Annotated in this window: 2 protein-coding genes; both read right to left on the minus strand. The window is 45.9% G+C overall.

Annotation, left to right across the window (positions count from 1 at the left end; all coding sequences use genetic code 11):
- Positions 1-25 precede the first annotated feature (25 nt).
- Positions 26-889: an IS3 family transposase gene (locus J2Z28_RS30965; protein ID WP_342357570.1), complete on the minus strand. Its 864-nt coding sequence runs from the start codon at positions 887-889 to the stop codon at positions 26-28.
- Between the two features lie 11 nt (positions 890-900).
- Positions 901-1,218, minus strand: a complete 318-nt coding sequence (locus J2Z28_RS30970; RefSeq protein WP_211085773.1) for a transposase — start codon at positions 1,216-1,218, stop codon at positions 901-903.
- Positions 1,219-1,286 lie beyond the last annotated feature (68 nt).

Raw genomic sequence — 1,286 nt, forward strand, 5'->3', positions numbered from 1 at the left:
TGGACCTATGTCAAAAAAGTAGACACTACGCTGCGGATTTGTCCGTAAATTTCATCGCAAAACGAGCAGGGGAAAGATACCCTAGCGCGCCATGCATTCGCTTGCGGTTGTAATAGAACTCAATGTACTGGTAGATGGCAGTATAAGCCTCTTCCGGTGTCTTAAAACGAGGGTTGCAGTAAATGAGTTCCTTCTTTAAAATACTGTGCCATGACTCAATACAGGCGTTATCATAACAGTTTCCTCGGCGGCTCATGCTTGATTCCATTCCGTATGATTTTAGTTGCTCCACGTATTCTTTTGACGTGTATTGAGAGCCGCGATCCGAGTGATGGAGTAATCCCGGAGCGGGGCGTTTGGCCTTGTAAGCTTCCTCCAGTGCACCCATCACCAAACTGGTTTCCATATGGTTATATAGACGCCAGCCTACAATTTCACGTGTGCACAAATCCAGAACGCTGGCGAGGTATAGACGACCTCCTCGGCAAGGAATGTAGGTGATGTCGGTAACCCATACCGTATTCGGTTTGGACGTTTTAAATTGCTGATTCAGCGTATTTGGTGCAAGGGGATGGTCGTGTTTGGAATCCGTAGTCTGAACGCGATATTTGGGCATGACCACAGAACGTAGATTCATTTGACGCATGTATATACTGACGGTACGGGAAGAGATTCGTAACCCTTCTAAATGGAGCAGATACGTAATTTTAGGGCTTCCACACCGCATCTGGTGGTCGTAAAAATGATACCGAATACGCTTCATGACCTCGTCTTTACGGTTCTGCCGCATGCTGGTTCGGTCCATTCGCCATTTGTAATATCCGCTCCGTGATACTTGAAAGGTTCTGCACATCTTCTCCAAAGAAAACTCGGAGCGATGGTCTTCCACAAACTGAAATCTTAGCTCTTTGGTTTGCTGAAGATGTGCACTACTTTTTTTACAATCGCCAGTTCTTCTTGTGTATTTGCAAGCGTGTGCTCTTTCTCTTGAAGCAACCGGCGCATCTCTTGGAGCTCTGCTTCCAGTTCCTTCACTCGATCTACGCTTGCAACAGGCTCATGTTTTAGTTCGCGGTACTTACTCATCCATTGGTGCAACGTACTTTTTGGAATGTTGAGTTCTTCTGCCAAATCTCCAAGTGTCTTCGTCTGCTCTTGAATAAATTTGACCGTTTGTTTCTTGAATTCTTCGTTATATCGTTGCCGCTGTTCTCCCATGTGGACACCTCCGTTAGTCTTATTATCCTTCCGTCCGTTAACGGGTGTCCACTTTTTATTCTAGCTCC

Origin of the sequence: Paenibacillus xylanexedens (assembly GCF_017874615.1) — a bacterium.
GTDB classification, from domain to species: domain Bacteria; phylum Bacillota; class Bacilli; order Paenibacillales; family Paenibacillaceae; genus Paenibacillus; species Paenibacillus xylanexedens.